Origin of the sequence: Flavobacterium xanthum (assembly GCF_900142695.1) — a bacterium.
Classification (GTDB): Bacteria; Bacteroidota; Bacteroidia; order Flavobacteriales; family Flavobacteriaceae; genus Flavobacterium; species Flavobacterium xanthum.
Genome location: NZ_FRBU01000018.1, coordinates 31,076 through 55,712 on the forward strand (window position 1 = coordinate 31,076; position 24,637 = coordinate 55,712).

The 24,637-nt window shown below is 34.6% G+C and carries 26 protein-coding genes and 1 pseudogene; 17 read left to right on the forward strand and 10 right to left on the reverse strand.

All coding sequences use genetic code 11. From position 1 onward, the window contains the following. Positions 1-56: 56 nt before the first annotated feature. Genes ribD through BUC11_RS09135 form a run of 3 tightly spaced genes read left to right on the forward strand, consistent with a single transcriptional unit; the run spans position 57 to position 2,374 of the window. Positions 57-1,100 (forward strand): bifunctional diaminohydroxyphosphoribosylaminopyrimidine deaminase/5-amino-6-(5-phosphoribosylamino)uracil reductase RibD, encoded by a 1,044-nt coding sequence (gene ribD / locus BUC11_RS09125; RefSeq protein ID WP_073353556.1) that lies wholly within the window; start codon positions 57-59, stop codon positions 1,098-1,100. Continuing rightward, entirely contained in the window at positions 1,093-1,695 is a 603-nt protein-coding gene (locus BUC11_RS09130) for an HAD family hydrolase (RefSeq protein WP_073353501.1), read from the forward strand. The genes ribD and BUC11_RS09130 overlap by 8 nt, the downstream gene beginning before the upstream one ends. A gap of 55 nt (positions 1,696-1,750) precedes the next feature. Next, positions 1,751-2,374 (forward strand): IMPACT family protein, encoded by a 624-nt coding sequence (locus BUC11_RS09135; RefSeq protein ID WP_073353502.1) that lies wholly within the window; start codon positions 1,751-1,753, stop codon positions 2,372-2,374. Positions 2,375-2,403: 29 nt separating this feature from the next. On the opposite strand, the gene BUC11_RS09140 is transcribed toward BUC11_RS09135, so the two are convergent. Beyond that, on the reverse strand, positions 2,404-2,808 hold the full coding sequence (locus BUC11_RS09140; RefSeq protein WP_073353504.1) for an acyl-CoA thioesterase: 405 nt from the start codon (positions 2,806-2,808) through the stop codon (positions 2,404-2,406). Between the two features lie 184 nt (positions 2,809-2,992). Between BUC11_RS09140 and dnaA the strand changes: the two genes are divergently transcribed. From dnaA to BUC11_RS09165, 5 genes are all read left to right on the forward strand, one after another. Then, positions 2,993-4,420 (forward strand): chromosomal replication initiator protein DnaA, encoded by a 1,428-nt coding sequence (dnaA, locus tag BUC11_RS09145; RefSeq protein ID WP_073353506.1) that lies wholly within the window; start codon positions 2,993-2,995, stop codon positions 4,418-4,420. A gap of 7 nt (positions 4,421-4,427) precedes the next feature. Beyond that, the gene (locus BUC11_RS09150; RefSeq protein WP_073353509.1) at positions 4,428-4,895 is read left to right on the forward strand and encodes a low molecular weight protein-tyrosine-phosphatase; all 468 of its coding nucleotides are present in this window, start codon (positions 4,428-4,430) and stop codon (positions 4,893-4,895) included. Positions 4,896-5,002: 107 nt separating this feature from the next. Further along, complete coding sequence (locus BUC11_RS09155) at positions 5,003-5,725, forward strand: SAM-dependent methyltransferase (RefSeq protein ID WP_073353511.1); 723 nt, start codon at positions 5,003-5,005, stop codon at positions 5,723-5,725. A 191-nt stretch (positions 5,726-5,916) separates the two neighbouring features. Then, entirely contained in the window at positions 5,917-7,044 is a 1,128-nt protein-coding gene (locus BUC11_RS09160) for a methionine aminotransferase (RefSeq protein WP_073353512.1), read from the forward strand. Positions 7,045-7,114: 70 nt separating this feature from the next. Further along, positions 7,115-7,996: an SDR family oxidoreductase gene (locus BUC11_RS09165; RefSeq protein WP_073353514.1), complete on the forward strand. Its 882-nt coding sequence runs from the start codon at positions 7,115-7,117 to the stop codon at positions 7,994-7,996. Positions 7,997-8,164: 168 nt separating this feature from the next. On the opposite strand, the gene BUC11_RS09170 is transcribed toward BUC11_RS09165, so the two are convergent. The 4 genes and pseudogenes from BUC11_RS09170 to BUC11_RS09185 all read right to left on the reverse strand — a co-directional run bounded on the left by BUC11_RS09170 (position 8,165) and on the right by BUC11_RS09185 (position 10,543). After that, positions 8,165-8,476, reverse strand: a complete 312-nt coding sequence (locus BUC11_RS09170; RefSeq protein WP_073353557.1) for a hypothetical protein — start codon at positions 8,474-8,476, stop codon at positions 8,165-8,167. A 70-nt stretch (positions 8,477-8,546) separates the two neighbouring features. Further along, positions 8,547-9,076: pseudogene (locus BUC11_RS09175) on the reverse strand (YceI family protein). Between the two features lie 44 nt (positions 9,077-9,120). Continuing rightward, positions 9,121-9,873, reverse strand: coding sequence for a pirin family protein (locus BUC11_RS09180; RefSeq protein WP_084129586.1), 753 nt, complete (start codon positions 9,871-9,873; stop codon positions 9,121-9,123). 88 nt (positions 9,874-9,961) lie between these two features. Beyond that, positions 9,962-10,543, reverse strand: a complete 582-nt coding sequence (locus tag BUC11_RS09185; protein ID WP_073353561.1) for a Crp/Fnr family transcriptional regulator — start codon at positions 10,541-10,543, stop codon at positions 9,962-9,964. A 146-nt stretch (positions 10,544-10,689) separates the two neighbouring features. Between BUC11_RS09185 and udk the strand changes: the two genes are divergently transcribed. From udk to BUC11_RS09220, 7 genes are all read left to right on the forward strand, one after another. Continuing rightward, on the forward strand, positions 10,690-11,298 hold the full coding sequence (gene udk / locus BUC11_RS09190; RefSeq protein WP_073353515.1) for a uridine kinase: 609 nt from the start codon (positions 10,690-10,692) through the stop codon (positions 11,296-11,298). A 170-nt stretch (positions 11,299-11,468) separates the two neighbouring features. Then, positions 11,469-11,792 (forward strand): FtsB family cell division protein, encoded by a 324-nt coding sequence (locus BUC11_RS09195; RefSeq protein WP_073353517.1) that lies wholly within the window; start codon positions 11,469-11,471, stop codon positions 11,790-11,792. A 48-nt stretch (positions 11,793-11,840) separates the two neighbouring features. Continuing rightward, on the forward strand, positions 11,841-13,205 hold the full coding sequence (locus BUC11_RS09200) for a methylmalonyl-CoA mutase subunit beta (protein ID WP_073353519.1): 1,365 nt from the start codon (positions 11,841-11,843) through the stop codon (positions 13,203-13,205). Between the two features lie 71 nt (positions 13,206-13,276). Continuing rightward, positions 13,277-13,510: a hypothetical protein gene (locus BUC11_RS09205; protein WP_073353521.1), complete on the forward strand. Its 234-nt coding sequence runs from the start codon at positions 13,277-13,279 to the stop codon at positions 13,508-13,510. Continuing rightward, a complete protein-coding gene (locus tag BUC11_RS09210) occupies positions 13,497-13,796 on the forward strand; it encodes a type II toxin-antitoxin system RelE/ParE family toxin (RefSeq protein ID WP_073353522.1) in 300 nt (99 codons plus the stop codon). Before BUC11_RS09205 ends, BUC11_RS09210 begins: the two co-directional genes overlap by 14 nt. 34 nt (positions 13,797-13,830) lie before the next feature. Further along, positions 13,831-15,969 carry a methylmalonyl-CoA mutase gene (gene scpA, locus BUC11_RS09215; RefSeq protein ID WP_073353563.1) on the forward strand — a complete coding sequence of 713 codons (2,139 nt, stop codon included), beginning with the start codon at positions 13,831-13,833 and terminating at the stop codon, positions 15,967-15,969. A gap of 339 nt (positions 15,970-16,308) precedes the next feature. Continuing rightward, positions 16,309-16,827 carry a hypothetical protein gene (locus tag BUC11_RS09220; RefSeq protein WP_073353524.1) on the forward strand — a complete coding sequence of 173 codons (519 nt, stop codon included), beginning with the start codon at positions 16,309-16,311 and terminating at the stop codon, positions 16,825-16,827. 67 nt (positions 16,828-16,894) lie between these two features. Here the strand turns inward: BUC11_RS09220 and BUC11_RS09225 are convergent, their stop codons facing one another. The 5 genes from BUC11_RS09225 to dapF all read right to left on the reverse strand — a co-directional run bounded on the left by BUC11_RS09225 (position 16,895) and on the right by dapF (position 21,303). Beyond that, on the reverse strand, positions 16,895-17,536 hold the full coding sequence (locus BUC11_RS09225; protein ID WP_066082228.1) for a peptidoglycan-binding protein LysM: 642 nt from the start codon (positions 17,534-17,536) through the stop codon (positions 16,895-16,897). A 96-nt stretch (positions 17,537-17,632) separates the two neighbouring features. Beyond that, on the reverse strand, positions 17,633-18,553 hold the full coding sequence (locus tag BUC11_RS09230) for a DUF2279 domain-containing protein (RefSeq protein ID WP_073353565.1): 921 nt from the start codon (positions 18,551-18,553) through the stop codon (positions 17,633-17,635). After that, positions 18,550-19,590 (reverse strand): endolytic transglycosylase MltG, encoded by a 1,041-nt coding sequence (gene mltG / locus BUC11_RS09235; RefSeq protein WP_073353526.1) that lies wholly within the window; start codon positions 19,588-19,590, stop codon positions 18,550-18,552. The genes BUC11_RS09230 and mltG overlap by 4 nt, the downstream gene beginning before the upstream one ends. Positions 19,591-19,670: 80 nt before the next feature. Further along, a complete protein-coding gene (locus BUC11_RS09240; protein WP_073353527.1) occupies positions 19,671-20,204 on the reverse strand; it encodes a GNAT family N-acetyltransferase in 534 nt (177 codons plus the stop codon). 316 nt (positions 20,205-20,520) lie between these two features. Further along, a complete protein-coding gene (gene dapF / locus BUC11_RS09245) occupies positions 20,521-21,303 on the reverse strand; it encodes a diaminopimelate epimerase (RefSeq protein ID WP_073353529.1) in 783 nt (260 codons plus the stop codon). Positions 21,304-21,441: 138 nt separating this feature from the next. On the opposite strand from dapF, the gene BUC11_RS09250 reads away from it, so the two are divergent. Both BUC11_RS09250 and BUC11_RS09255 read left to right on the forward strand, forming a co-directional pair. Further along, positions 21,442-22,842, forward strand: a complete 1,401-nt coding sequence (locus tag BUC11_RS09250; protein WP_073353531.1) for a trypsin-like peptidase domain-containing protein — start codon at positions 21,442-21,444, stop codon at positions 22,840-22,842. A gap of 156 nt (positions 22,843-22,998) precedes the next feature. Further along, positions 22,999-24,447 (forward strand): glyceraldehyde-3-phosphate dehydrogenase, encoded by a 1,449-nt coding sequence (locus BUC11_RS09255; RefSeq protein WP_073353532.1) that lies wholly within the window; start codon positions 22,999-23,001, stop codon positions 24,445-24,447. Positions 24,448-24,637: the final 190 nt, after the last annotated feature.

Consider the following 24,637-nt stretch of genomic DNA (forward strand, 5'->3'; position numbering starts at 1 on the left):
TATTCTCCAAAGTTTTGAAACAAAATCATAAACTCAAAAATTACTACTTTTGTATGGTGAAAATACATGAAAAATATATAAGAAGGTGCATCGAATTAGCTGAAAATGGTTTAGGAACAACGTATCCAAACCCCATGGTAGGTTGTGTGATTGTTTACGATGGAAGGATAATCGGCGAAGGTTGGCACAAAAAAGCGGGTGAACCACATGCAGAAGTAAATGCTGTAAATTCCGTAAAAGATAAGACTTTATTGAAAAAAGCAACCATTTACGTAAGTTTAGAACCGTGCAGTCATTTTGGAAAAACACCACCATGCTGCAATTTGATTATCGCTAATAAAATCCCAAAAGTGGTCATAGGAACTATAGATCCTAACGAAAAAGTGGCGGGAAAGGGAATCAAAAAGCTAATTGAAGCCGGAATTCAAGTAACTGTTGGCGTACTAGAAGAGCCTTGTTTTGAATTGAACAAGCGCTTTTTTACTTTTCACAACAAGAAAAGACCGTACCTTATTTTAAAATGGGCAGAATCCAAAGACGGTTTTATCGCTCCAATGGAAAAATTAGAAAAAAAACCCGTTTGGATAACCAATGGATATTCCAGACAACTAGTCCACAAATGGCGCACTGAGGAGCAGGCAATTCTGGTGGGAACACAAACTGTGATTGACGACAATCCTAAACTCGACGCACGAGACTGGCGGGGAAATAATCCTGTCCGAGTAGTTTTAGACCAAAATAATCGCATTCCAGAACATAGCCAAATTCTTGACAGTCACGTTAAAACTATCCTTTTTTCTAAATTTAAAACCGCTGCTGAAAAAGAAAATGTTATCTTTAAGATAATTGATTTTGAGGAAAACGTAGTACAGCAAGTAGTTCAATCGCTGTACGAACATCAAATTCAGTCCGTTATTATTGAAGGCGGAAGGCAAACTTTGCAATCTTTTATAGATGCCAATCTATGGGATGAAGCACGAATATTCGTTGGAAACATGCCATTCAATTCCGGAATCAAAGCGCCTATTCTCGGTAAAAAACAGTTCGAAAAATCTTTGATTGGTACTGACGAACTTCTAATTTCTAGAAACTATGATTAATACTATAATTTTTGATTTTGGTGATATTTTTATCAATTTAGACAAGCAAGCTTCTGTTACTGCTTTTAAAAACTTAGGCTTAACAGAATGGAATGATGATCTAGAACAGTTGAACCTGCAGTTTGAAACTGGAAAAATATCTCGTGAAGATTTTCTGTTTGGCATTCAAAAATACATCCCAACGGCTAGTATCAAGCAAATTACTACGGCTTGGAACGCCATCCTTCTTGACTTTCCTTTGTATCGATTAGAATTTTTACAAATGCTTTCCCAAAAATACCGCTTGTTTCTGTTGTCGAACACAGATGCGATCCATATTGAAAATTTTGAGCAAACAAACGGAATTTCTTTTTACAGGGATTTTTATCAATGTTTTGAAAAAGTATATTTCTCGTTTGAACTTGGCACAAGAAAACCCAATCCTGAAACTTTTAATCACCTGATAAACAATCATGAATTGGCTCCCAAAAGAACCCTGTTTGTAGATGACAAAAAAGAAAACACTGATGCTGCGCTGGCTTTAGGATTTGAAGTTTGGAATTTACAAGTTGGAAAAGAAGACGTCATCCATTTATTAGACAAAAAATTAATTTGAAAAAAGGCTTCAAAAGCAAATCGAGTTTAAAAATTCATTCCCTTTTTAATTCCTATTGAAAGATACATACAACACCATTGAATTACCCGTAGAAGGAATTCTTCACAAAGATAAAAATAGTAAGTTTTTTGGTTACGCATTCCCAATGCAAGAAGAGGATCAGCTAAAACCGATCCTAGACCATTTACGAAAACAACATCCGCATGCTGGTCATTTTTGTTATGCCTATCAAATGGGTACTGATGCGCTTACTTATAGAGCAAACGATGATGGAGAACCTAGTAACAGCGCTGGCATGCCCATCTATGGACAAATTCAATCCTTTGCCATTACAAATGTATTGCTGGTAGTCGTTCGCGTTTTTGGAGGAGTAAAATTAGGCGTTGGAGGATTGATTGCAGCCTACAAAACAACTGCACAACTCGTACTTGCCACCTGCGAGATTGTCGAAAAAACCATTGACGTCCATTTTATGATCTCCTTTGATTACAAAAACATGAATAAAGTGATGCGGGTAATCAAAGAAAAAAAACTAGAAATTGTTTCTCAAGAAATGGAAATAAATGAAATATCAACCCTTCCAATGGGGGTAATTGAGGTAAAAACACGAAAAAAAAATGCCGAAATGGTCTTCGACATTTTTCAAACGTTATTCGAAATAGACATAAAACGAGTCTAATTCTGATTTAAAACAGTACTTTTTTCAGTTTATTCCAAAGTTTTTAACAATTCCAAAATATAATCTGGAGGAGCAGTTGGGCGACCCGTTTTTATTGACACAAAAACCAAAATAAACTGGGCAGTTGTTAATAACTCATTCGCTTCATTATAGATCGCGCAATCGAATTCTATCTTTACGGACGTCTGACTTTTGAAAACCGTGTGAACCGTAAGCAACTCATCATAACGTGCTGATTTTTTATAATTTATATTCATGGAAACAATAGGAAGAGCAATTCCCCTTTCTTCCATTATTTTATACGATATCCCTTTGTTTCTAAGCCATTCCACTCTTCCTATTTCAAAATAAGGTATGTAATTACCGTGATATACAACGCCCATTTGGTCAGTTTCCGAGTAGCGTACTCTAACTTCTATTTGATGATCTTTCATTAATTTTATATTAAATATTTTAATTTTAAACAGTGCCTTACAACAATAATTCGTGAAATTATTACCCTATATATTTTTTTTTACAGAAATTTGTTCACATATTTGTTACCCCGATAAATAATTACAAAACTCCTTTTTTTTAGTAAGATAACAATTACCAATTAAAAACAATTTAATAGAATATATGAACAAAACTGCTCAATCAGTATGGGAAAACTGTCTGTCTTTTATAAAAGACAACATCCAAGACCAAGCTTACAAAACTTGGTTCGAACCAATCAAATCAGTTGAACTTACCGATAACGCATTATATATTCAAGTTCCAAGTAAATTTTTCTATGAATGGTTAGAGGAGCACTATGTAAAATTATTAAAAGTAGCCCTTACAAAAGAACTTGGAAAAAACGCTAAGTTACTTTATAAAATCAGAATGGAAAACACTTATGGCAATAAACAACCGTTTACAGAACAGTTGCCAAGTGCGAATAGAGTTCCTATGAAACCACAAGAAGTAGATGCTCCATTTAAAAACTTAAACCCCGAATTAAAAAATCCTTTTGTAATTCCAGGTATAAGAAATTTAAAAATCGAATCTCAACTAAATGCTAATTACAGTTTTGATAATTTTTTAGAGGGAGATTCTAATAGATTGGCACGATCCGCAGGTATGGCTGTAGCCAATAAACCAGGTGGAACTTCATTCAATCCGCTATTAATTTTTGGGGGAGTTGGTCTAGGAAAAACACATTTAGCACACGCTATTGGTGTGGAAATAAAAGATAAATATCCTGAAAAAACCGTTTTGTATATCTCTGCAGAGATTTTTACACAGCAATACATAGATTCCGTTAAGAAAAACAATAGAAATGATTTCATCCATTTCTATCAGCTAATTGATGTTTTGATTATAGATGACGTACAATTTCTTTCTGGCAAATCAGGAACGCAAGATGTGTTTTTTCACATCTTCAATTACTTGCATCAGAATGGAAAACAAGTGATCTTAACCTCAGATAAAGCACCGGTTGACATGCAAGATATCGAACAACGTTTGTTGTCTCGTTTCAAATGGGGATTGTCTGCTGAAATACACCAGCCCGATTATGAAACAAGAATTTCTATCTTGAAAAATATATTATATCGCGATGGTGTAGAAATTCCTGAAGAAATTGTAGAATACGTTGCCCGCAATATCAAATCAAACGTCAGAGAATTGGAAGGAGCAATTATTTCATTGATTGCACAATCCTCCTTTAACAAAAAGGAAGTTACTTTAGAACTTGCTAAAAGTGTCGTTGAAAAATTCGTAAAAAATGTAAAACGAGAAATTTCTATCGATTACATTCAAAAAATTGTTTCTGATTATTTCCAATTGGATTTAGAAACCTTACAATCAAAAACGAGAAAAAGACATGTAGTGCAAGCCAGACAATTGGCTATGTTTTTTGCAAAGAAATTCACAAAAGCATCTTTGGCAAATATCGGCTCTCAAATTGGAGATCGTGATCACGCTACCGTGTTACATGCTTGCAAAACGGTTGACAATTTAGTGGCCACCGACAAACAATTCAAAAAGTTTGTAGAAGATATCAACAAAAAATTAACGTTGTAAAAGCATTATGCCTGTAAAAATTTTAATGGTTTGCTTAGGAAACATCTGCCGTTCTCCGTTAGCTGAAGGAATATTGGCTTCAAAACTTCCAAAGGATAAATTCACTGTTGATTCCGCAGGAACTGGTTCTTGGAACATTGGTCATGCACCTGACGAACGCTCTATTGCTGTTGCAAAAAAAAACAAAATTAACATTTCACATCAAAAAGGAAGGCAATTCAGCACTACTGATTTTGATGCGTACGATTACATTTATGTGATGGACAATACTAATTACAGCGATGTACTAACTTTAGCCAAAACTGAACAACACAAAGAAAAAGTCGAGCTAATTTTAAATGAATTATTTCCAAAAGAAAATGTAGATGTTCCTGATCCTTATTTTGGTTTACCCAATGGATTCGAAATTGTTTACAACATGTTGGATGAAGTTTGTGATGTAATTGCCAAAAAACTATTAGCCAAACACCAATAATTTTTCTGTTCAAAAATTGTGGTTAGCACTTAGAATCTTATAATTTGCAATCAATCGCCAACACTAATAATCCTATCAACACCATAATAGGTCCATAAATAACACTCATGAAATCAAACACTGTTTTAGGAAAATTGTATTTAATACCTACAACCATGGGCGATTGTGATCCTATGGATGTTTTACCACAAACTATAAAAAGAAGTATTGATCTTATCGATTATTATATTGTTGAAAACGACAAAACAGCGCGTAAGTCCATTAAGGAAGTAAGTCCAGAAAAAAAACAAGCTGAGCTAAAGCTTTTTGTACTAAATAAACATACCGAAATTAAAGAACATTTAGACTTTATAAAACCACTTTTGGAAGGTCAAAACATGGGTTTAATGAGCGAAGCGGGATGTCCTGGAGTAGCTGATCCTGGTGCTGTAATTGTGAAATTAGCGCATGAAAAAGGAATTCAGGTTATTCCGTTGGTAGGTCCTTCTTCTATTCTTTTGGCAATGATGGCATCAGGAATGAACGGTCAAAGTTTCACCTTTCACGGTTATTTACCTATTGAAAAAGACGAAAAGAAAGCCAGTTTTAAAACGTTAGAAAGAGTCTCTTTTGAAAAAAATCAATCTCAGATTTTTATTGAAACACCATACCGTAATAATAAATTACTGGAAGATTTAGTCCAAACTTTACATCCTGAAACGCATTTATGTATCGCCACGGATATCACCTTGCCTACAGAATACATCAAAACAAAAAAAATTGCGGCTTGGAAAAAAGAAACTATCGATTTGCATAAACGTCCTACCATTTTTATCATACACAAAATGTAAATTCAAACTTTCCTTTAAAAATCCTAAAGGATGAAATTAACAGAAATCACAGAACATATACTTCATCCAAACGATATTAAGCTTCTAAATTATTCAACTCAAAAGAATTGAATAAATATAAAAACAATACTTCTAATGATTAATTCTAAATATAAAAACCTATTTTTATATTTAGAATTAATCATTTTTTTATGAGTAAACTACCAAATATCAGCACGAGTATTTTTACGATTATGTCTAAAATGGCAGCGGAATATAATGCCATTAATCTTTCACAAGGATTCCCAAACTTTCCTGTTGACGAAAGATTAACAGATATTGTTGCCAAACTAGCCAAAGAAAATGTGCATCAATACACACCAATGTCCGGCTATCCCCCGTTATTATCAAAAATAGCGGTATTAATTCAGAACTCTTATCAGAGAACTGTTCAGCCTGAAACGGAACTGCTAGTTACCGCCGGAGCGACACAAGGAATTTTTACCACTATACTAGCTTTGGTGAAAACCAATGACGAAGTTATAATTCTGGATCCCAGTTACGACTGTTACGAAGCACCTGTTTTATTATCACAGGCCACTCCCATTCGCGTGGCACTTAACGATGACTACACCCCCAACTGGAAAATTATAGAAAGTGCTTGCTCCTCTAAAACAAAAATGATTATCATTAACAATCCGCACAATCCAACGGGGAAAATTTTAACGGAATCTGATTTTGAAGCCTTGGAAATGCTTTTGGAAAAATATCCTGATATCATTCTCCTTTCGGATGAAGTCTATGAATACATCACTTTCGAGGAAAAACATATTTCAGCTCATACTCGGGAGAAACTGTTGAATCGTTGTGTGATGGTTTCTTCTTTTGGAAAATCATTCCATGTTACGGGATGGAAAATTGGCTATTTAGTAGCACCCGATTATTTAATGAAAGAAATCAAAAAAGTCCATCAGTTTTTAGTTTTTAGCGTCAATAGTATTTGTCAAATAGCCATTAGTGCGTATTTGGACTTGGTTTCTACAGCTGCAATTGGGAAATTATATCAGGAAAAACGAGATTATTTTAGACAATTATTAAAAGACAGCCGCTTTGAACTGATGCCGTGTGAAGGAACTTATTTTCAAGTGGTTTCATATGCAGCTATATCAAATGAGAATGATGTTGCTTTTTGTAAACGACTTATCATAGAACATGGCGTTGCTGCAATTCCTATTTCTACTTTTTACGCTGATGGAAAAGACCTAAAATTAATTCGGTTTTGCTTTGCCAAAGACAATGCTACGCTGGAAGAAGCCGCTAGAAGATTATGCGTCATTTAAAAGTATTTGTTTTTATTATGCATGCATACTATTTTAATTTAATATATTTACCTTATAAAAACATCAAAACATGAGTTATACAGATAAAATGTTACGCGACGATGCACTAATAGGCAAAGTGATTGTCGTAACCGGAGGCGGAAGCGGTTTAGGAAAAGCAATGACTAAATATTTCTTGGAATTGGGTGCGCAAGTGGCCATTACTTCCAGAGATTTAGAAAAACTAAAAAATACTGCTGCAGAACTGGAAACGGAAACCGGCGGAACTTGTCTTCCTATTCAATGCGATGTACGTCATTATGCAGAAGTCGAAAATATGCTGAAAGAAGTGTTGAAAGCTTTTGGTAAAGTAGATGTTTTACTAAATAATGCTGCCGGAAATTTCATTTCACCAACGGAAAGATTATCTGCTAATGCTTTTGATACTGTAATTGATATCGTTTTAAAAGGAACCAAAAACTGTACACTTGCTTTTGGAAAACATTGGATTGACACCAAACAAAAATCATCGACCATTTTAAATATTGTTACGACTTACGCTTGGACAGGTTCAGCTTACGTTGTGCCAAGTGCTACTGCAAAAGCAGGTGTTTTGGCTATGACACGAAGTCTTGCGGTAGAATGGGCTAAATACGGAATTCGTTCGAATGCAATTGCTCCGGGACCGTTCCCTACTAAAGGCGCTTGGGACCGATTGTTACCTGGAGATTTAGCGGAAAAATTTGATATGGCTAAAAAAGTGCCGTTAAAACGGGTGGGAGATCATCAAGAATTAGCCAATTTAGCAGCTTATTTAGTTTCCGATTTTTCAGCGTATGTAAATGGTGAAGTAGTTGTAATTGATGGTGGTGAATGGCTGAAAGGCGCTGGACAATTTAATATTCTAGAAGCTATTCCAGAGGAACTTTGGGATCAATTAGAAATGATGATTAAAGCAAAGAAGAATAAATAATAGTTTTAAAAAAAACAAAAAGAGAGTCACATGGCTCTTTTTTTTAGTTTGCACTACTTAATATTTCAGTACACATTCTATTGATAAGTTAAACCATTAAGAAATTAAGGAAAATTAAGAAGTGGTGCTTAATTTTTCTTAATTTCTTAATGGTGAAAAAAGAGTTTTTTAAATTTTATTGTTACATAAGCCCAGTAAAATTTCACTTTTCAGCAAACCACTTCCACCACCGTAATGCTGAACAATGCTAACATCTGGATTTATATTTTTGAAAAAAGTACACAATTCAGCTTCGCTTTCTTCCTTAATTCCTGAACCCAACAATACAAGTGAAAAATCTTTTCTTAGAAAAATTTCCTCCGCTTCCTCATCATTCATAACGCCTACTCCATTCCAATTCTCATTTGCATTTATTAATCGGATGACGGTTTCTAGAATTTCAAGATGTCTTCCTATGTATAAAATATGTATGGTTTCCATCATTCTATTTTTTAAAACAGAAATATCAAAGAAAATAATCCTTTGAAATTTCTGTTTATTTACTTTACAATTATTGTTGCAAAAATTGCAATTCGATGTTCAAACGAACTTCTTCACTTACTAAAACACCGCCTGTTTCAAGAGCCGAATTCCAGTTTAATCCCCAATCTTTTCTATTGATTTTTCCTTCTAATGCAAGTGCCATTTTGGTATTTCCCCATGGATCTTTCATTAATCCTCCATAATCCGCAGCTAATTTCACTGATTTAGTAACACCGTGTAATGTTAAATCACCAATCAATTCATATTCGCCTTCATTAATTTTGGTAAAAGAAGTTGCGCTAAATTTAATTTCTGTAAACTGAGCAGCAGCAAAAAAGTCAGCACTCAATAAATGCGTATCTCTATCAGCGTTTCCTGTTGTTACAGAATCAATGCTCCGGTGAATTCAATTTTCGCGTTTTCTAAATTGTTGTCTTCGGCTTCGATGTTCGCATCAAATTTTGAAAATTTACCTGAAACATTCGTGAACATCATGTGTTTCACTTTAAAACCAATTTCTGAGTGTGTTGGGTCAATTACCCATTTTGTTGTTGACATAGTATTATTTTATTTAAATTATTATTAATTAGTTATTTATTAAATTACAATTCCATCGGAACTTCCATCAATAAGATTTCGGCATTGGCTGAATTGGCGGTAATTTTAATTGTATTCGTATCCCAAATCCCTAATCCGTCCCGTTCATTTAAAGTGATGTTTCCAATCGTGAAATCTCCTTTTAAAATGAAAGCATAAATTCCATTTCCCGGTTTTTTTAATTCATACGAAGTAGAAAAATCGTTATCAAACTTCCCAATATGAAACCAAGCATCTTGATGAATCCAGACGCCGTCATCTTCTGGATTTGGCGATAAAATTTGCTGTAGTTTATTGTGACGATCGTTTAAATCTAAAGTGATTTGGTCATAACGCGGCGTTACATTTTTTTTATTTGGATAAATCCAAATCTGTAAAAATTTAACCAATTGGTCTTTGTTTTTATTGTACTCGCTATGAAAAATTCCGGTACCAGCGCTCATCGCTTGAATATCACCTTCCTTGATTACGGTAGTATTTCCCATACTGTCTTGGTGTTCTAGATCACCTTCGAGCGGAATAGAAATAATTTCCATGTTATCATGCGGATGTTTTCCAAAACCCATTCCTTGGCTGACTCTGTCGTCATTAAGAACGCGCAACACACCAAAATTCATTCGTTCTCGATTTTGATAATTCGCAAAACTAAACGTATGGTAGGATTCTAACCAGCCGTGATCAGCATGACCTCGAGTATTCGCTTTGTGCAAAACGGAATGCGTAATTGTTCCTTCTATTATTTTATCTGTATTTTCCATTGTCTTGATCTTTAATAGTATGATGCAAAGTTGCGTCGAAAAAAGAGCGCATGCATTGAACTAGGACAAGAAATAAAAAAAAGAGAATTTAAAGTTTAGCGATTTTAGTTCTTATTTTACTTAGAAACTCAGCTGAAATACCCAAATAAGAAGCAATATAATGCTGGGCAACGCGCTGTGAAAGTGTGGGATAATGTTCAAGAAACTCTAAATATTTCTCGATTGCCGTTTTAGAAATCGTATTAAATAAACGGTCTTGAGTAACCGCAAGACTCCTTTGCATTAGGATTCGGAACGCACGTTCAAATTGAGGTGCGTTTCTAAACAATTCTTCTTTTGATTCAGGACTGAACATAAAAAATTCACAATCTTCCAATGTTTCAATAAAAACACGGCTTGGTTTGTCTTCGTAGATACTGAACGAGATATCGCTTACCCAAGCATTTTCGATAGCAAATTGGAGAATCACTTCAAAGCCATTGTCATCTATATAATATTTTCGAACACAGCCTTTGACAACAAAAGCTTCAAAGTTGCACATCTCTCCTTCTTGCAAGAGCATCGTTTTCTTTGGAACGGTTTTAAACTCCAATAAAGAATTGAAGATTTCTAATTCTTGCTGGTCAAAAGAGACGTAGCGGCTTATGTTTTTGTTGATTTGAGAATACAAAGTTTTAATTTTAGAAACTAAAGGTAAAAAATGTTTAATGAAAACCCCTAGCACATATATTAAATTAGCAATATTTCCTAAAAAAACAAAAACTGCTCCCGATTAAATTCCTATTTTTGTATCCATAAAAACACAACAAAACATTTATGCTCATTATAGGAATTGCAGGTGGTACAGGAAGCGGAAAAACAACCGTTGTACATCAGATTATGAACGAATTACCACAAACAGAAGTTGGTATTATTTCTCAGGACTCATATTACAAAGAGAATCACGGACTTTCATTTGATGAAAGAGCTTTAATTAATTTTGATCATCCGCGTGCTATCGATTTTGAGTTACTCGTTGCACATCTTAAAGAATTAAAAGAGGGAAACAACATTCACCAACCCGTTTATTCTTTTGCAACACACAATAGAACTGATGATTCTGTTTTTACACATCCCAGAAAAGTGATGATAGTAGAAGGAATTTTAATTCTTGCAAATCCGGAGTTAAGAGAATTATTTGATGTAAAAATATACGTTCATGCCGATTCTGACGAACGATTAATCCGACGGATGAAACGCGATATTGTAGAGCGAGGCCGCGATATGCACGAAGTTATTAATAGGTATCAAACCACATTAAAACCAATGCACGAGCAGTTCATTGAACCTACAAAAGCGTTTGCTGACATCATTATTCCGAATGATAAGTACAACACCGTTGCCATAGATGTAGTTCGAGCTGTAATCAATCAAAAAATTCTGTAATTTAGTTGTAATTTTGAAACTATAAAGGAATAGTCGCTATTTTCTGTTTTCCACTGCACATAAATTCATGGAAATCCGTTAATATAGTAGTAAAATGAAGATCTCTTTATTCCCTAGCAAAAGCTAGTCAAAAAATAATTTTCATTGTAATCGGGGCTAAAAAGAACAAAATGAGGAATCCGCATAAAGATAAATCTTGGTTTAAATTTTTAAGTAACAAATACGTCTGGGTATTGTTGTTCTTTTGTACATGGATGATTTTCTTGGACAATTATTCCTACTTCGATCATCGTATTTTAGACAAACAAATCGAAGATTTAGAGGACAACGCGACTTATTACCAAGAAGAAATTAAAAAAGATCAAGAGAATATTAAGCAATTAAAAAATTCAGAACAGATAGAAAAATACGCCCGCGAAAAATACTATATGAAAAAAGATAGTGAAGATATTTATATCATCGAATTTGAAGGCGACACGATTGAAAAAAATTAAAATAATTAAAATATTAATTATTCAAAACCATACTTAATCAACCAAAAAATGGCTGCAAACCTTTTCGATGCTTTCGATCCAATTTCCTCCAAGCAATGGAAACAAAAAATCCAGTTTGAACTCAAAGGAGCGGATTATAATGAAACCTTAGTTTGGAATTCTCCCGAAGACATTCAGGTAAAACCCTTTTACCACAAAGATGAGTTTACCAAAGCTTTTCCTGTTTCCACTAAAGCGTCTGAATTTAAAATTTGTCAAAATATATTTGTCTACGATGTTCAAAAATCAATAGAAAGAGCGCTTGACTCATTAAGTCGTGGTGCGGATAGCCTTCGCTTCACAATAGAAAACGAATCAATTGATATCACCCATCTTTTGGAGCAATTACCATTAGAAAAAATTACCGTTTATTTTAATCTGGGATTTATTTCAATCGATTTCGTCAAAAAAATTGACGCTTTCGCAAAGAAAAATAATACTATTATTTTTTGCAATCTGGATTCAATTGGGCAATTAGCCAAAGATGGTAATTGGTTTGTAACTAATGAAAAAAACAATTTTGATACCCTGAATTTACTTACAACGACGACAACATCAATATCGTTAATAAGTATCAATGCTGCTTTGTATCAAAATGCAGGTGCCAACATGGTGCAGCAAATTGCGTATAGTTTAGGACAAGTAAATGAATATTTTAATCGAATTGAAACCATAAATCAACCCATAGTTTTTGAAGTGGCCGTTGGAACAAATTACTTTTTTGAAATTGCAAAACTACGTGCGTTGCGCTTACTTTTTAATCTGATTGCAAAAGAATACAACCATAACTTAGATTGTAACATCATCGTTTCGCCAACCAAACGAAACAAAACATTGTATGATTATAATGTAAACATGTTGCGTACCACAACCGAATGTATGAGTGCCATCATTGGTGGAGCAGATGCTATTGCTAATTTACCTTATGATGCGTTGTACCACAAAGACAATGAATTTGGCGATCGAATCGCCCGAAATCAATTATTGATTCTCAAAAACGAAAGTTATTTTGACAAAGTCAATAATCCGGCTGACGGGAGTTATTATATCGAAAATCTTACCAATCAATTAGCCGAAAAAGGATTGGCTTTGTTCAAAGATATAGAGGCAAATGGTGGTTTCCTTAAACAACTTAATGACGGAATCATCAAAAGGAAAATTCAGGAAAGTGCAGATGCAGCTCAGGAATTATTTGATTTAGGGAAAGAAATTCTATTAGGCACAAATAAACATCCTAATAAACAGGATAAAATGAAACATGATTTAGAGTTGTTTCCTTTTGTAAAAGTCAAACCAAGAAAAACTTTGATTACGCCCATAATCGAAAAACGTTTGGCAGAAAAAATAGAACAGGAAAGATTAGATCTTGAATAGTCAGCCCGACTCTGTTATTTAATTTAACACCATTGGAAAAGAGTATATTTACTTTATTAAAACATAATATAATGGAAGCCATAAGACAAATCGTTAAGGTGAAAAATCACAAAATAAGTATCACATTGCCGGATGATTTTAATGCTGATGAAGTTGAAGTAATTATTCTTCCAAAGTCGAATAATGTGGACATCCCTCAATGGCAAATGGACCAAGTTAGAGAAAGAACGGAGAAATATCTTAAAAATCCTTCTTCAGCTCAAGATATTGATGATTTTATAAAAGATATTGATGGTGAGTTATAAAATTGTAATTGTAGAGGAAGCTAAACTTGATTTCAAAACAGCTTTAGATTGGTACAAAAGCATTCAACCTAAATTGGGCGATAAGTTCTCCAATACATTTAAGGAAAGTTTAAAAATAATTAAGTCAAATCCGTTACTGTTTCAAATAAGATATGACAAGACCAGAGTGGCTTTAATTGAAAATTTCCCATACTTAATTCATTTCAACAACTACGATAACATAATTGTCATTACTGCTGTTTTTCATACTTCAAGAAATACTGAAATATGGATTGAAAGGAATTAAAAATTTCAAAAACTATAATCTTTGTACTAAACAAATGAAAAGAAAAGATTTACAACATATAAAATTAGAAAACACACCGTTGAAAGTGGAGCATGAAAATTCTCTTGCTGATGCATTTCTAACTGCAGAAGGAATCGAACTAAAACCAACGTATTCAGAACAAGATATTGAGCATCTTACTCATCTTGATTTTGGAGCTGGTTTTGCACCGAATTTACGCGGACCTTACGCAACAATGTATGTCCGAAGACCATGGACCGTGCGCCAATATGCAGGATTTTCGACAGCTGAAGAAAGTAATGCTTTTTACAGAAGAAATTTAGCTGCAGGGCAAAAAGGACTTTCAATCGCTTTTGATTTACCTACACACCGTGGCTATGATTCCGATCACGAACGTGTGGTTGGCGATGTCGGAAAAGCAGGAGTCGCGATTGACACGGTAGAAGATATGAAAGTATTATTCGACCAAATTCCACTGGATGAAATGTCCGTTTCTATGACGATGAATGGCGCCGTTTTACCTATTATGGCTTTCTATATTGTCGCCGCCGAAGAACAAGGCGTAAAACCCGAATTACTTTCCGGTACGATACAAAATGATATTTTGAAAGAGTTCATGGTGCGAAACACGTACATTTATCCGCCAACTCCTTCGATGAAAATCATTGCTGATATTTTTGAATTCACCAGCAAAAAAATGCCGAAATTCAACTCTATTTCTATTTCGGGATACCACATGCAAGAAGCAGGAGCCACTGCCGATATTGAATTAGCGTACACACTGGCCGATGGATTAGAGTACATTCGAACAGGATTAGCGACAGGAATGAAAATTGATGAATTTGCTCCACGTCTGTCTTTTTTCTGGGCCATTGGAATGAATCACTTCATGGAAATTGCCAAAATGCGTGCGGGAAGAATGATATGGGCCAAACTAGTCAAACAATTCGAACCAAAAGACGATAAATCATTAGCCTTGCGAACGCATTGTCAAACTTCAGGTTGGAGTTTAACAGAGCAAGATCCTTTTAATAATGTGGCTCGAACGTGTATTGAAGCAGCTGCAGCCGCTTTTGGAGGAACACAATCTTTACATACCAATGCTTTGGATGAAGCTATCGCTTTACCAACGGATTTCTCAGCAAGAATCGCGAGAAATACACAACTCTATTTACAAGAAGAAACTAAAATTACCAAAACCGTCGATCCTTGGGCCGGAAGTTATTATGTTGAAAGCTTAACAAATGAAATCGCCGAAAATGCTTGGAAACTTATTGAAGAAGTTGAAGAACTGGGCGGAATGACCAAAGCTATTGAATCTGGAATTCCGAAACTTAGGATTGAGGAAGCAGCAGCAAGGAAACAAGCTCGCATTGACAGCGGTCAAGATATTATTGTCGGCGTCAATCAATATCGATTAGAAAAAGAAGATCCTTTACAGATTTTGGATGTGGATAACCAAATGGTCCGCAAACAACAATTGGAACAACTAGACCGAATTAAAGCCAGCAGAGATTCTGAAAAAGTTCAAGAGTCGCTGAAAAAATTAATCCTTTGTGCACAAACTGGCCAAGGTAATTTACTGGAAATTGCTGTTGAAGCTGCACGAAACCGAACTACTCTAGGAGAAATCAGCGATGCACTTGAAACAGTTTTTGGAAGATACAAAGCACAAATTAAATCTTTTAGTGGCGTGTACAGTAAAGAAATAAAAGACGATAAAAGTTTTGAAAAAGCAAAACAAATGGCGAATGCATTTGCCAAACAAGAAGGACGCCGCCCTCGAATCATGATTGCAAAAATGGGGCAGGATGGACACGATCGCGGAGCAAAAGTAGTAGCTACCGGTTATGCTGATGTAGGTTTTGATGTGGATATTGGCCCACTTTTTCAAACACCGGAAGAGGCCGCCAAGCAAGCCATAGAAAATGATGTTCATATTCTGGGTGTTTCCTCACTTGCAGCAGGCCACAAAACTTTGGTTCCACAAGTTATTGAGGAGCTAAAAAAATACGGTCGACAAGACATTATGGTAGTTGTAGGAGGAGTAATTCCTGCGCAAGATTACCAGTTTTTGTTTGATGCAGGCGCAGTAGCCGTTTTTGGACCAGGAACAAAAATCAGCGAAGCGGCTATTAAAATATTAGAAATTTTAATGGAAAGTTTCGACTAAGCAAACGCCATTTTATACTCTATTTTACCTTAAAAACACCATTCGAAAGCTTGGTGTTTTTTGGTTTTTAATTAAAATAAAAAGCAAAAAAACCCTAATAAAAAGAATCTAATTTGGCTCATTTTGTTAACATAAATTATAGTAAAATTAACGCTAAATCCTGAAATAAAAAACTAAATTTACATGTGCCTATTTATTTTTAGCGAAGAAATTAAATTATAAATTACTGATGTTAAGATAATTAACAAAATATAAAAAGGGGAAGTAAAAAGTAAGCCTTAGAATGTTATAGTTGAATATAATTCCAAAAATCATTAACTAATTTAAAACTTAAATATTATGAAAGCACTTATTATTATACTTTTTTTAAGCGTTACACTAGCAGTAAATGCTCAAGTAACTGAAAAAGGAAAAATCAAAATAGAAGAATTACCTGGAGTGATCATTAAGAGAGTAGGAACTGATTTTTCAATTTACATTCCTGATAATAATCCTGACCAAAAGGTCAAAATGGTAGAAGAGAAATTCATCGCTTATGATTTAGGAAAAGATGCTGAAGGGTACGAAGAGTATCTTGTGGTTATGGAGGTAAAAAACGGATCGTTAACCGCTACCTACAACGAACAAGGAAAGCTAGTACGAGTTGTAGAACAATTCAAGAATGTGGTTCTTCCTGGCGAAGTAATCTACTCCATCTACCGAACATATCCTGGCTGGACTATTGTAAATGATAGTTTTGTTTACACACAAGAGGACGGAGACATCATTAAAAAACAATACAATGTGAAAATAAAAAAAGATAAGGAAACCATTAAATTATTGGTTCGCCCTAATGGTGAAATTCTTAAAGCAAAGTAATCTAGTAATAAAAAAAATAGGCTGTCAATCCTTGATTGACAGCCTATTTTTTTTATCCAATAATGTATTATCTGATTTTGGCTTTCGCATTGCTGTCTGCAACAATAAACGAAGTATCATAACCTCCAAACATTTTCATGTAACTACGCACGGAACTTCCATAAGCATCTCTAAAATTTCGTTTGCCTTTGTATCTAAAATATTTTTTTACTGATCCTGCACCTCCAAGGTGAGCAGCTGCTAATATCCCAGATTCTGTAACACGAATGCCATTTAAGATTGTACCCTCGTATTTTTCAATTTCTTTTTTTAATTCCCACTTGTTCTGCGCCAAAAGGGCTAAAAATGCCTTTTCTTGCAGTTCAGGACTATTTAAAAAAGCGGAGCGATTGTATATGCCCACTGATTTTAAGGTTTCAATACCAAATTGGTATTTACCCATATATCCTAAAGAATTGATTTTTTTGTATTTGCTTTCTGATTCTCGATAGCCCAAAGCTTCTCTGAAACCAATAAAGAAATTTCCGGTAAAAGGGATGTTTAAATTCGTGTATTCTTCTTGTTCTTGAGATGGATATAAGTAGTGTGTACCATCTTCTTCGTTGATAAGAAACCATGGGTTGGTTTCCAAATTAAAAGGTCTAAAACCTGAGCTCAAAAAAACTGTAATTACAGTCAAACTTGTATAAAAATACCATTTCTTTATCATAAATTGTTTTTCTTCAAACGCTGTCCCGTTATGAAATTTCTACGCGCAAAGATACAATAAAAATAATTATACTGATAATCAGTTAGTTAAACTTTTCTAAAAATAGATTAAGTGGTATTTTACCTCGTTGAAACGCACCAATTCGATGGTTGGTGCGGGAATTTTAATGGTATTAAAAACAGAAAAAACGGTCTTTAAAAAATGAGAATTGGTCTTAATTTTTGTTAAATCGACATCCAAACTAAGATAAAATTGTCTAAAACGTTGTGGATTTGAAGCTGAAAAAGTGGTTCTATTTTCATTTCTCCCAGTGATCATTCCTTCTGCTCCATATCCCAATGCAACATTCAGCCATTTTGGTATTTTAGAACCTTTAGCAAAAGAATGTAAATTGACCGAAAGCCAATACGTTTGACCGTTGTAATCTTTTAAAATTTGCTCAGAGAAGAAACTGCCTAATACTTCCGGTCTTTCACTTGCATATTTCGTAGTATGAAAAGAGAATTTCGGGGTAATGCGTTGTTCCTTCCAGATTAATTCTTGCGAGACATACAAAGCGGTTCCAGCTGCGTTAGCAATTATATCGCCAGAGGAAGCGCCCCATTCAGAGGAATAGCCGTCTAATACCTCAACGGCGGTTAGAAACGCAAAGCCTAAACCCGCTCCATATAATAATTGATTTCTTTTAGTAGCTCCACTCCAATGTAACATTTCGGCACCAAATCGTCCCAAATGATACGATGAAAATACATGACCGGCTTTATCCATTTGAAGCCACTCGGAATTATCATTTATAAAATGAAAATTAGATTTGGGATACTCGGCGTACCAAAGTTGGTTTAAGCCTATTAAAGTTCCCGTAGCCAAAACAGCTTCCGAAATAATAACGGAATTTTGTCTTTTCGCATTTAAAGAATCGGAGGGTTTAAAAAAACTTTCCTCCTGATTTTGTGAGAAAGCAATTTGGAACCCAATAAACAAGAAAAATATAACGAAAACTTTAAATTTCAAAATTATCTTTTCACTCCTTGACTGTTGATCCAATCCGAATATTTTTTGGCGTTTTTATTGTGTACTTCTAAAGTAGCGGCAAACTCATGGTATCCGAAACGCTCTACACTCGCACAGAAATAAATAAAGTTATTTTTTTCAGGGTCCAAAACAGCTTCTAACGCTGTGATGTCAGGCATAGCAATAGGTCCAGGAGGCAGACCAACATTCATATATGTATTATAAGGATGCGCCATCGTCAAATCATTGTAAAAAACTCTTTTGATAACTTGATTAAAATCATTCGATTTTTTTTTCATTGCAAATATTACGGTTGGATCAGCTTGCAATGGCATTCCAGCTCTTAAACGGTTCAAATACACACCTGCAATTCTAGGTCTTTCATCTTTTTTAACAGATTCCTTATGCACTATTGAAGCCAAAATCGTTGCTTCAATTGGAGTCAACCCTTGTTTTTGCGCCTTGGCAACTCTTTCTTTATTCCAAAAATTACGGTATTCTTTGATCATTTTATCGCGGAACTTTTCAGCAGTAGTGTTCCAATAAATCTCGTATGTATTTGGAATAAATAGTACCAAAACATTTTCTTCGTTGAATCCGTTTTGTTTTAGAAAAATAGAATCTTTAAACGAATTCAATAACGCTGCACTATCGGCTTCAATTTGAGAACCTACACGTCCCGCTAAATTTTCTACACGTTCCTGATTATTGAAAGCTAACTTTACAGCCGAATTTAGTCGCAAGGTTTTCACCAATTCATAACTGTTCATTCCTTTGGTTAGTAAAAAACGCCCCGGAATTACATTAGCAGAATAGCCTCTTTTACTGGCGACCATGTCAAAACGATCCATGTTTTCAATATACGGTGCCACTATTTTTTTAACCGCTTCATAATTCGAATCCGTTGGAATATAAACATAGACTTCATTTTCTGAAAATTTTGTGTTGGAAGAAAAAATCTGACGCAAAATAATTAATCCGTAAATCATTAATATTGATATTAAGACAACGGATACTATTGTGATAATTTTCTTTAAGTTCATGTGTGGTATTTTTTTGTTGGAGTGTTAGTATCTATAATCTTTCTTTCTGTTTAAAAGATTGGGAATTATAACTGTACTTTTTAAAATTTAGTATTAACCAATTGAAAAATAGCTTCATCTTTGTATTTTCCGTTTACAAAAGTCCAGTCTTTCTTTACGCCTATCATTTCGAATCCAAATTTAGTAAAAAGAGCTTTACTTGCTTCATTTTCGGTTCCTATATTTGCATATAATTGATGTAAATTAAGATTACAAAAAGCATATTCGATTAATAATCCCAAAGCTTCTGAACCAATATTCTGTCTTCTGTTTTCGTTGCCTTGAATAACGATGCCCACTCCTGCCCTATTATTCTTTGGATCAAAATCAAATAAATCGATTAAACCCAAAGCGGGAAAATCCTGATCCTGACAAATAGCCAATCGCAATTGCTTGGCTTCATAAATATCCTGATGAGCATTTTCTAAATATTGTTTGACTAAAAACCGGCTGTAAGGCGTGTGTGTATTACTGACTTCCCAAATGCTCTGGTCGTTTTCTATGGCATAAACAAACTCCAAATCATTGGGTTCTAATGCTCGAATATAGATGTTATCGCCTTTTAATGTTTTCATTTAATTGTTTCACAAAGTTACACAGAGGCATCACAGAGATACACCAAGTTTATTTTAACGCTTCATGCTACAAATAACAGCATTTTATTCAACAATGTTAAAACATATAAGTCATATAAGTTTTTAATTTGAATAAAATCAAGTAAAACCAATAGTTCATTTTAGCACGAACTTATAGACTTGCAAAGGACGTTTTATCTTATATTGCCTTTTAACCACTATTTGACAGACTAACTTACTTGACTTATATGTTTAAAATTATATGCTGTTTATTTTAGAGTATAGAGGATTTAAATTTTTATAAATTGTTTCGGAATTAAATCTCAATACTCCCTTTGAATACAAATTCCGCTGGTCCTTTCAGGAAGACTTTGGAAAATTGCCCTTCTTTTTTTTCAAACGAAACTACTAATTTTCCGCCTTCAACATTCAAATTTATTGAAGATGCCTCTGTTTTTCCTAGTACATTCATCGCAATTGCAACGGCTGTAGCGCCCGTTCCACAAGAAAGTGTTTCATCTTCTACGCCTCTTTCATACGTTCTTAGCGAAAAAGTGGAGTCATTAATTTGTTTTACAAAATTGATGTTACTTCCCGCTTTTCCATACAAATTCCCGTATCGAATAGCAGCTCCGTTTTCTTTTATATTGTACTTTTCTAAATCATCAACCAATTGCACATGGTGTGGCGAACCCGTATTTAGAAACACATGATCTGAACTGACTTTTACCTCAGCAACATCAATCATTTGTAACGAAACCAATCCATCATCGCCAATTGTTGCGTGATGCAAACCATCTGTGGCTATGAAAGTAGCATTATTCTCGATTACCTGCAGCTTTTTGGCGAAAGCCACTAAACAGCGTCCACCGTTCCCGCACATGGAACTTTGGTTTCCATCTGAATTGTAATAGACCATTTTAAAATCAGTTTCAGGATCATTTTCTAACAAAATCAACCCATCGCCACCTATCCCGAAACGTCGGTCACATAAATGTGCTATTAGTTTTGTGTTCTCTTTTGGAAAAAACTCAGAACGATTATCAATCATTACAAAATCATTTCCTGTTCCTTGGTATTTATAAAATTCTAATTGCATTTAAATTTGAATTGTGTCTCACAAAAGTACGAACTATTAATGAAATGTTAATCATTGTTAAAGAGCGTTAAACTGTATTTTAGGAATCAATTTTAATTCTATTTTTACATGGAAATATCTTAATAAACGAATTTAATTATGAAAAAAATTTCAACACTTTTTTTAGTTTCCTTGTTGAGCGGAGTAGTAACACTAGGTTCCTACAAGTTATTATTTGACACCAATGGTTATTTTTCTAATGACAAAGATACTTTGGTAACAACAGCATCCAATTCTTACGGAAAGAAAGTAGGCTTATCATCGGATGTACTCGATTTTACTGAGGCTGCAGAAAAGACTATTCATACGGTTGTCCACGTTAAAAACGTTTCTCGAAGAACGATTACAAATCCCATTTTAGAATATTTTTATGGGTATAAAGGCGGGCAATCTCAGGAACAAGTAGGAACTGGTTCTGGTGTAATCATTTCTGAGGATGGTTATATCGTAACCAACAATCACGTGATCAAAGGTGCCTCTGAAATTGAAATTACCTTAAACAATAAGAAATCATATCAGGCAAAACTTATTGGAACCGATTCTAAAATGGATATTGCTTTATTAAAAATTGATACCAATGAAAAATTACCCTATACTGTTTTTGCCAATTCTGATTCAGTGAAAGTTGGTGAATGGGTTTTGGCTGTCGGAAATCCATATAATTTAACGTCCACGGTAACTGCCGGAATTGTTTCGGCGAAAGCTAGAGATTTAGACACTAGCGGAATCCAGTCTTTCATACAAACAGATGCCGCGGTAAATCCGGGAAACAGTGGTGGCGCCTTAGTGAATACGCGTGGCGAACTGATAGGAATCAACACGATGATTTCCTCCATGACGGGATCTTACGTAGGCTATTCGTTTGCAGTTCCTTCGAATATTGCCCGAAAAATTATTGAAGATTTAATGGAATTTGGTAATGTACAACGTGGAATTTTGGGTGTTGAAGGAGGCGAACTAAATGGAATTGCTTCTAAGGAGTTAGGAATTTCGCAAACACAAGGATTCTACATTAATAAAGTAACGCAAAATTCTGGCGCTCAAAAATCAGGACTTACTAAAGGGGATATCATTATTAAATTAGACGATCAAAACATTGCTACTTTTGCTGATCTCTCGGGATATATCAATACTAAAAGACCAAATGACAAAGTTCAAGTGACGTATATCAGAGATGGAAAAACAAAAATAATTCCAGTAGTGCTTAGTAAAAATGAATTTTTCAGCACCGAATTTAAAGGAATTGAATTAGAAAATATAGAAGCAGCAGATAAAAAGAAATTCAAAATTGATTATGGCGTAAAAATCAAATCGATCACCAGCGAAAATTTAAAACAATACAGAGAGGAGTTGGTGGGAAATATTATCTTGAGTATTGACAATGTCAAAGCTACAGATGTAGAAACGGTGTCTAAACTTTTAAGTAAAAAAGAAGAAAGCCAAACCGTACGTATTGAAATGATTACTAAAAGTGGGGAAGTAATGCGAGTGATTCTCTAATACTACCATTTTAATAAAACGAAAGCCATCTTGAAAAAACAAGATGGCTTTTTTATTTGCAAATAAATAACAAAACACGTTACGAAATCGATTGAAATCGGTACTTTTGCGCAAATTTTAAAAAATACAATCACTTATTTTCATTAAATTTTCAACATGGCAACTACAACTTTATACGAAAAAGAAGTTTCTTTTCAAGCTGACAGGCGACGCGCAGGAGTAAAACTGATTAAAATTATCAGCGATTTATGGTACGACAAATCAATCGAAATGGTTTTATTTCGAAATCAACTCCTAGACAGAAATGTCAGTGACATCATTAATCTGCATGAATATGCAGCTGAATTTGTAGGCAAACCCATTTCGATATTCGATTCTGTTAAAATTGCAAAAGCGGTTTTAGAATTGAACTTGCTACCTTCAAAATTAGATATTGGCAAGCTAACCTATGAATATGGTTTAGAAGAGGACAAATATCCAGATGCTAAGTATTTTGTGATTGACAAATTAAAAAACGCAAAAGACTCAGAAGAGGTACAACCTAAAGATGTTGTTTTATATGGTTTTGGACGTATTGGTCGTCTATTAGCCAGAGAGCTGATGTCTAAAACTGGAAAAGGAAGTCAGTTGCGCTTGCGAGCGATTGTTACACGTGATAAAAATGACGCTACATCGCTTGAAAAAAGAGCTTCCTTGTTGCGATATGATTCTATACATGGAGACTTTCAAGGTTCTGTAATTGCCGACCCCGAAAATAACGCATTGATAATCAACGGAACTACTGTCCATGTTATTACTGCAAACGCTCCAGAAGAAATTGATTATACGCATTTTGGAATCGATAATGCTTTAGTAATTGACAATACGGGTGCATTTACGACACACGAGGCATTGAGCCGCCATTTGGTTTCAAAAGGAGCCGATAAAGTATTGCTTACCGCTCCTGGAAAGGGAGTTCCAAACATTGTTCATGGTGTGAACCAGAACGAATATAATCCGGATGAAATTAATATTTTTTCTGCTGCATCCTGCACTACCAATGCGATTACACCTATTTTAAAGGCGGTTGAAGATACTTTAGGTGTTGTCAAAGGACATCTAGAAACGATTCATGCATACACGAACGACCAGAATCTTGTGGACAACATGCACAAAAAATACCGTCGTGGAAGAGCAGCCGCATTAAACATGGTAATTACCGAAACTGGTGCTGGAAGTGCTGTTGCAAAAGCGTTGCCATCACTGGAAGGGAAACTGACCTCTAATGCGATTCGGGTTCCAGTTCCAAATGGATCTTTGGTTGTCTTAAACCTTGAGGTTTCAAAAACTACTTCGGTGCAGGAAATCAATGCTATCATGAAAAAATATGCTTTGGAAGGCGAGCTGGTAGAGCAAATAAAATATTCCATGAATAATGAGTTAGTTTCTTCAGATATAATAGGTACGCCACAACCTGCTATTTATGACAGTAACGCGACGATCGTTTCAAAAGACGGAAAGAATATCGTCTTATACATTTGGTACGATAATGAATACGGTTACAGCCACCAAGTAATCCGATTGGCAAAATACATTGCTAAAGTAAGACGTTTTACGTATTACTAGCCGTCCTTTACAGGTTGCATATTGCGGTTGTAATTTTTTAGTTATTAGTTTTTAGTCATTAATTTGTAGATTTAAAACAACCGCAATACAACCTGAATTCAATAGAAAATCCGTCCAGTTTTTACAACGAGACGGATTTTTTTTTACTTTTTTAATGGCATTGTTGCTCTAAATTTAGCCACAGATGACA